Here is a 6,886-nt window from a genome sequence, read left to right on the forward strand (position 1 = left end):
AGAAGCTTCTGTCTAACACGTCTCATCCTTGATAACAGCTTTTCGGGATTAAATGCTATAGGCTTTTTCCTTCCAAAACTAAAAGAGACATAATCTTTTTTCCCATACATCACACAACGTTGGAGAAACAAAAAACGGGCGGCTCTTTCAACTTTGGAAAGGCTTTCTGGTTCAATCGCCGCAAGTTCAAAAAACAACTGTCTTGAACAAACAAACCACTCCAATCGTTTAGCTAAATCATCAAAGTCATTTTGAACGCATTGAAACAGATTCGTGATCTCTCCATTCAAATCATTAATGACAGAATATTTTGCTGGTCTTTTATTTAGGAAAATAACACCAGAGCCTAAAAACGGTTCAACATAGGTTTCGTGGTCAATATTATTTAAAATCGGTATAATTTTCTTACGCAGATAGTGTTTACCACCCATCCACGCAAACAATGTTTGTGTAAATTCTTGTTTCATCATATTTTTAAAGGAGAGATTTGATATCTAACTTTTTGTTATCCATCTTTTAAGATGTGAGAAGCTATTTTCTATGGCGTCCACAAAACGGGAAAAATCTATTACAAACATAAAGACAATAAAGGCTATCAATTTCATGATGCGTGACATCATCTTTAAACCTTGATAGGTCTCTATCATCTCGTGAAGGAGCTGTTGTTCTGTTTCTGTAAGACCTTTATCTTTGCTGCTTCGTTTCTTGACCATCTTTCCAACCACATAAATGGGCTCCCTGCTTGTTATGCTTCAAAATATCTCTTGCAAGGTTGGAACTGATGACCGCAACATCCTTATTATCCAAATAAATGGGCAACCAGCCACCACAAGAAACAGACCTATTTGCCGCGCACCCAACGAGAAAGTTCAGAGCGCACACCAGCATCACTTTTTCGATTAACTTCATTTTCTACCTCAAGACGGGTTGTTGCTGTCTTTAAAGCATTCTCTGTTTGCTTTTGCCGTTCGCTTTGCTTGCCAAGCTGAAATGCCTTGGCTAAAGCCATAAAAAAAACGGCTAAAGCCGCTGTAAACATAAGAGAATATTTCTTTAGCCAAAAAATCATAAGCGTTGCTCCCCAAACCGCTTGGCGACAATCACTATGCCCGTTACAGCCGCTAAAACCATGATACCTGCTAAAGCCCATTGCACCGGACCATTGCCAACCAACAAGCCTCCAAACCCCGAACAAGACCCTATAATCGGGGCAAGTGCTTCTATCTTTAAAAGACCGCTTGCTGTTTTCGTTTCTACCCTTTGATAATTCGAAGAAACATAAGCCCCTTTTACCCATAATCCCGCTTCTGCTGCTCGACGGTTGGCTAAACCCGCAAGAGGCTTCCCACCGACCTTATTCCATTTCTGTAATTCTAAGGGTACGGCTTCATAATCCCCTTGATTAAGCTTCTTCAATAAGGTTGACTTGCGAAAAGCAGCTGTTCCTACATTATAGCAAAATGAGACCAATGCCGCGAATTGGCAATCCGTTAACGAAACCGTCACCGATTCCTCTACCGTCTGCTCAAATTGCTTTAAGTCTTCACAAAGGATTTCTTCTGCTTGCTTTTGGCTAATACACATGCCTTTTTTGACAAGGGGGTGACCCGCATTGCTGGTGTGACCATAACCAATCGTCCAGACACATGCCGTATCTCGATATGCCTCTAAACGCAAACCTTCCCATTGTTTGATAAGCTCTAATCCTTCTTTCGATATCTTTCTCATCTGACGCTCCATAAAAAAAGCCCCACAAAAGTGAGGCGGCATAAAAATGTTTTCTTATGATCTCTATTGGCTATGCTCTTTGATCAGCTGCTCGACTTCTTCAACACGAAAGCCAAGTTGAAAGAGCGGCGCATAGTCGCTTTCCTGTAATTCATACTGACAACGCTTTTCTACAAAATCACCATTTAAATCAAACGGCATGGTTGTTGTTAGACAAACCTTATGCGTGTCATCTTCAATCCCCTCTTCTCCCTCTCCAAGCTCTTTAACAAAAACCCAATAAAAACGTGTTGTTAAAAGATTCCCTAGCCTTCTTACTGTTTCAACTTTGTCAAAAGAAAGCATGTTCAGATAATCTTGCTTGCTATTTAAATGTTCTGGATATTCTATCATCTCTCCCTCCTAAACAAAATGACGCGTATGGCTACATCCACGCGCCGCAACTTGTTCATTTCCACCATTGACGATCATGGTGGCTCGAGTAAAACGCCCATTATCCGTTGTATTACTCCAGCTACCACCCCCTAAAAATGCTCTCATTTCAAACGTATTTTGCGTACGGCTTATGGGTATAGGAAACGTGCCCGATAAAAATTGCCAAACATAACCGCAACCATCCTCACAACCGATATGCGAGATCATTCGACGATTCGCCGTATCCTTATATCCACCTGAAACCTTAGAGGTTGGTTCTTTCTTGCCAACAATATGTGTCTTTTCATTGCTTCCATACATAGCAGAAGCAAACGCTTCATCACTCAGTAAAGATTTTTTAACACGCGCCATATCTGTTACATGTTCGGTATAATTACGGTTTGTTGTTATATTGGTACGATACATTGATTTCGTATTTTCACCCGTCCCTGATTGAAGATAAATATCAACCCAAAGATCTGTAGAGGGGTCATAAACCATACCTTCTGGTGAACTATGCGGACGGTGATTGAGACACCAAACTGAATTGGGTAAAATATCCCCTGCTCTATAACCAGACAATGGATGACCGGAAATCGTACCAACATCCGCACAAAGCGTATGAAACCCTCCTATCTTTCGCGAATTACTCACTGTGTAATTCCTTGGATACGTAGAGTTTTCTGATAAAACAAATTTATGAGACTGTCTTCCATCAGAAACCAAATAAACATAATAATCCTTCCCCGCCGAAATAGAAGAAACGTTTATTATTGTATCTTCCGTATAACTTGCAACCAAAGTATCATTGCCTAATGCCAAGGTTATACGCGTTCCTTTCTTCAATGTGAGTTGTTTTTTCCCTGTTGCAATAAGAAACGGCGTGGAAATTGAAAGAACCGTTAAATTGGACTGTTTCAGTAAATTGTTTACCTCTTCCGCTAGCGCTTTTGCCTGTGAAGCTACTGTATGAGCTGTTGTCGCTGTTTCCAGAGAACTCTTGATACCACTAAGCTCTTTCTTCATTGTATCGGCGGTTGTTTTGGCTTCTTCTGCTGTCCTTTTCGCTCTATCGGCTACTTCCTTGGCTTTTTCGGCTTCGCTCTTGGCTTGATAGGCTTGTGAATCTGCCGCCTCGGCTTTTTTCTTGGCTTCTTCGCCTGCCGTTTCTGCTAAACTTGCTGTAAGCTTAGCACTATCTGCTGTTTCATTCGCTTTGTGGGCTTTATTCCACGCTGCATTCGCTGTGCTTTTTGCATTTTCCACCTCACTACGCGCTTGCGTCGCATCATGTCTTGCATAACCAGCAGACTCCTTGGCTTCCTTGGCTATTTTTTGTGCCTCTTCCGCTTCTTCTTCTAAAGACGCGGCTTTCTTACCCGCTGTTTCGGCTGCCCTCTGCGCCTCTCCTGCTATATATTTTGCATTACTCGCTATTTCCTTGGCTTTTTCTACTTCATTCTTGGCTTCATACGCTCGGTCATCGGCTTTCTCTGCTATTTTCTTGGCTTCTTCACCTGCCATTTCTGCTAATCTTGCTATAGTCTTAGCGTTATTGGCTGCTTCATTCGCGTCGTAAGCTTTACTCCACGCTTCATTCGCTGTGCTTTTTACTTTTTCCACCTCACTACGCGCTTGCTCCGCATCATGGTTAGCATAACCTGCTGTTTGTTTGGCTTCTTTAGCTATTTTTTGTGCTTCTTCTGCGGCTGCTTCTAAAGACGCGGCTTTTTTACCCGCTGTTTCAGCTGCCTTTTGCGCCTCTCCTGCTGCATATTTTGCACTATTAGCTATTTCCTTGGCTTTCTCTACTTCACCCTTAGCTTCATACGCGTAGTCATTGGCTTTCTCCGCTATTTTCTTGGCTTCTTCACCTGCTGTTTCCGCTAATCTTGCTATAACCTTGGCGTCCTTCGCTGTTTCATTCGCGCTGTGGGAATTACTCCACGCTTCATGAGCTTTGTTGTCTGCTGCTTCGGCTTTTTTCTTGGCTTCGTCTGAATACATCCGCGCTAAACTTGCTATAGTCTTAGCGTCACCTGCTACTTCCTGCGCTTTATTGGCATTACTCCATCCTTCATGAGCTGTACTTTTTGCCTTTTCTACCTCACTGCGCGCTTGTGCCGCCTCATGGTTAGCATAACCTGCTGTCTGTTTGGCTTCTTTTGCTATCTTTTCAGCTTCACCCGCTACTGTCTCTACCTGTGATGCCTTCTTTTGTGCACCATCAGCTACCTTCTTTGCCTCTTCGGCTATAGACTTCGCACTACCTGCTACTTGTTTTAGACCATCCAAAGCACCTTTCGTTTCTTCTGCTACCTTCTCTGCTGCTTCCGCTTTACTCTTTGCTGCTGTAGCTATACCCTTCAACGCCTCCACACTCGCTTCACCTGCCGTTTCTCCTGAACGCACCGATGCTTCTGCTGCTACCTTCGCTTCGTTGGCTATTCGTGTTGCTTCTGTTGCACTCTGTTGCGCTTGCTCGGCTTTCGTCTGTGCACTATCCAACGCACTTTTGGCTTCTAAGGCTGTCGCTTTGGCGCTCCTTGCTTCTTCTTTTGCTTCTTCTGATAAGCTTTTTGCACTAGAGGCGGTTTGACTTGCTTGTTCACTCGTGGATTTCGCCTCAGTCGCAACAGTCTCTAAATTTTCTGCTTTAGATTTCGCATCGCTAGCCTCTTTTACAGCTTGCTCTACTTTCCCTGTCGCCTTATCAACGGCGCTTTTCGCTTCCTCCGCCAAACCCTTCGCCTCAGATGCCGTACTCTTAGCTTCTCTTGCTTCTGTTAATGCTGTAGTCGCTGTAGATTTTGCTTCATTCGCAACTGCCTCTACACTTTCGGCTTTAGCCTTTGCTGTTTCTGCTGTCTCCTGTGATGCTGCTGCCAACCGTTTTGCTTCTTCTGATAATGTTTTAGCTGCCTCAGCAATCCCTTTCGCATCATTGGCTATACTAGATGCCCCGCCCGCTGTTGTTTTCGCAGAAGTCGCTTCTCTTAATGCCTGTTCTGATGCCTTTTGCGCCTCTGTAGATGCCGTATTCGCTTTTTCCGCTAAACCTTTCGCCTCTTCTGACGTGCTTACAACTGCCTCTGATTGTGATTTGGCTTCTCTTGAAGCTGTTAATGCTGTCTCTACTCCCGCTTGTACTTGTGAGGCTGTTTTTGTGAGTTCTGTAACAGAAGATGTCGCACCTTCTGATAACTCTTTTGCTTGTTCTGCAATATCCTTGGCATCATCGGCTGCCTGTTTGGCTCCATCTGCCTTTAGACTTGCTTGCATGGCTACAGTCTTAACTTCATGACACGTTGCTACCGCCGTCGCTGCTACTTGCGTCGTCTCTGTTGCTGTTTGTGAAGCTTCTCTTGCTGTTTGTTCTGCACGCGTTGCAATGGTCTTCGATTCATCGGCTAACCTCTTGGCTTCGGTCGATAAATTAACAGCATTCTCACTGCTCTGTTTGACCTCTTCAAAACGTTGTAATGCCGTAGAAAGGGAACCTTTCGTACTATTGATTTCCCCTGAGGCTCTATCGACTGCTGCTTTTGTCTCTTCTGCCATGCGCTTCGCTGCATCAGAAGTATTCTTGGCTTCTTCTGCTAAGCCATTGGCTGTATCCGCTGTCTCTTTCGCAAGGCTAGCCGTTGTCGTCGCTGCTTTAGCTTCTTCCTTCGCTTCATGAGACGTCGTAAGCGCTGTTGTCGCTGTTTGAACTGTTTTCGTCACTTCGCTAAGCGCTTGTTCCGAAACCCTCTTCGATTCTTCTGCAACCTGTTGCGCACCATTCGCACGCGACATGGCTTTTTCTGCTTCTTGACGTGCATTAACAACCTGCTCTAACGGCGCAAAGGTTTCATACGAATACAAAGACGCCGTCCCTAAAAGCTTCGGAACAACAACGCTGTCTTGAGAAGTCCCTTCTCTGATTTCCTCTTTCGTTGCAACAGGTATCAAATATTCATGTTCATGATCGGGTATCTTCATCTGCTTTATTCCTTCATTCAGAGGGCTTCATCCAATGAACACTCTTTCAAATCTTCAAACTCTTCTCTTAAGGTCTCTAAGCGCTTCTCTAAATCTTTCAGTGAACCATCAAGCTCTGTTTTCAAAGCGGCTTTCAGTAAATCAAAAACGCCAGTAAGCGGCGCATGTACAAAACCTCCCCCAGAATACAAAACGACCCGTACTTGAGACGGGTCGCTAATCTCTGATATCGCAAACGGTTTTAATGACATTTCAACTCCTCATGTCTTGATCCCATAAATTACACTCACATTAACGGGGCGCGTTTCAACACCACCAACCCTCTCTGCCATGAGATGATGTTCATGATGCTCTCTGTCATTCAGACCTTCTGTTATAGGCGTTGAATAATATAAAAAATTAGCAAAGGGGCTCCTGATAAACCAAGGTAAACGCGGCGGCTTGTCTTTTTCTGTAAACCTACAACACACTGATTTATAATGATAATTCACTGTTTTGTATGTTGAATGAGAGTCTCGAATATTGTAAGATTCTCTCATTTCAAGTCTGTTTATATTGAATCAAACAAACCCATTTGCTTGCACGGCATAAGCGGGGCTGGCGTGTGGGTAAAACTGTATAAGAAAGGAATGAAAATGGTTCTTATGAATCGTCTTAACGCAAGGGCTGTCGCAACATTGGGAGCTGGCAAATATAATGATGGTGCCGGCTTGATCCTCCATAAGCGTAAAGATGGTGGTGCTCAATGGCTTTATCGTTA

Annotated in this window: 7 protein-coding genes and 2 pseudogenes; 1 reads left to right on the forward strand and 8 read right to left on the reverse strand. The window is 43.8% G+C overall.

Annotated features, from left to right (window positions below; all coding sequences use genetic code 11):
* From ACFINM_RS09165 to ACFINM_RS09200, 8 genes and pseudogenes are all read right to left on the reverse strand, one after another.
* A partial coding sequence (locus ACFINM_RS09165) for a DNA adenine methylase (protein ID WP_375641174.1) occupies positions 1 to 470 on the reverse strand: 470 nt, incomplete at its 3' end.
* Between the two features lie 24 nt (positions 471 to 494).
* The gene (locus ACFINM_RS09170) at positions 495 to 725 is read right to left on the reverse strand and encodes a hypothetical protein (RefSeq protein ID WP_375613940.1); all 231 of its coding nucleotides are present in this window, start codon (positions 723 to 725) and stop codon (positions 495 to 497) included.
* A 116-nt stretch (positions 726 to 841) separates the two neighbouring features.
* On the reverse strand, positions 842 to 1,069 hold the full coding sequence (locus tag ACFINM_RS09175; RefSeq protein ID WP_375611041.1) for a hypothetical protein: 228 nt from the start codon (positions 1,067 to 1,069) through the stop codon (positions 842 to 844).
* The gene (locus ACFINM_RS09180) at positions 1,066 to 1,728 is read right to left on the reverse strand and encodes a lysozyme (RefSeq protein WP_375612676.1); all 663 of its coding nucleotides are present in this window, start codon (positions 1,726 to 1,728) and stop codon (positions 1,066 to 1,068) included. Before ACFINM_RS09180 ends, ACFINM_RS09175 begins: the two co-directional genes overlap by 4 nt.
* A gap of 63 nt (positions 1,729 to 1,791) precedes the next feature.
* Positions 1,792 to 2,121: a hypothetical protein gene (locus tag ACFINM_RS09185; protein ID WP_375641176.1), complete on the reverse strand. Its 330-nt coding sequence runs from the start codon at positions 2,119 to 2,121 to the stop codon at positions 1,792 to 1,794.
* Positions 2,122 to 2,130: 9 nt separating this feature from the next.
* Entirely contained in the window at positions 2,131 to 6,126 is a 3,996-nt protein-coding gene (locus tag ACFINM_RS09190) for a hypothetical protein (RefSeq protein WP_375641178.1), read from the reverse strand.
* A gap of 17 nt (positions 6,127 to 6,143) precedes the next feature.
* Positions 6,144 to 6,377, reverse strand: coding sequence for a hypothetical protein (locus ACFINM_RS09195; RefSeq protein ID WP_375630375.1), 234 nt, complete (start codon positions 6,375 to 6,377; stop codon positions 6,144 to 6,146).
* 9 nt (positions 6,378 to 6,386) lie between these two features.
* Positions 6,387 to 6,584, reverse strand: a pseudogene (locus tag ACFINM_RS09200) (phage tail protein); the annotation flags it as partial.
* 177 nt (positions 6,585 to 6,761) lie between these two features.
* Here ACFINM_RS09200 and ACFINM_RS09205 point away from each other — a divergent pair.
* Positions 6,762 to 6,886: pseudogene (locus ACFINM_RS09205) on the forward strand (integrase); the annotation flags it as partial.

Origin of the sequence: Bartonella sp. AA168HLJHH, from assembly GCF_042197365.1 — a bacterium.
Lineage (GTDB): Bacteria > Pseudomonadota > Alphaproteobacteria > Rhizobiales > Rhizobiaceae > Bartonella.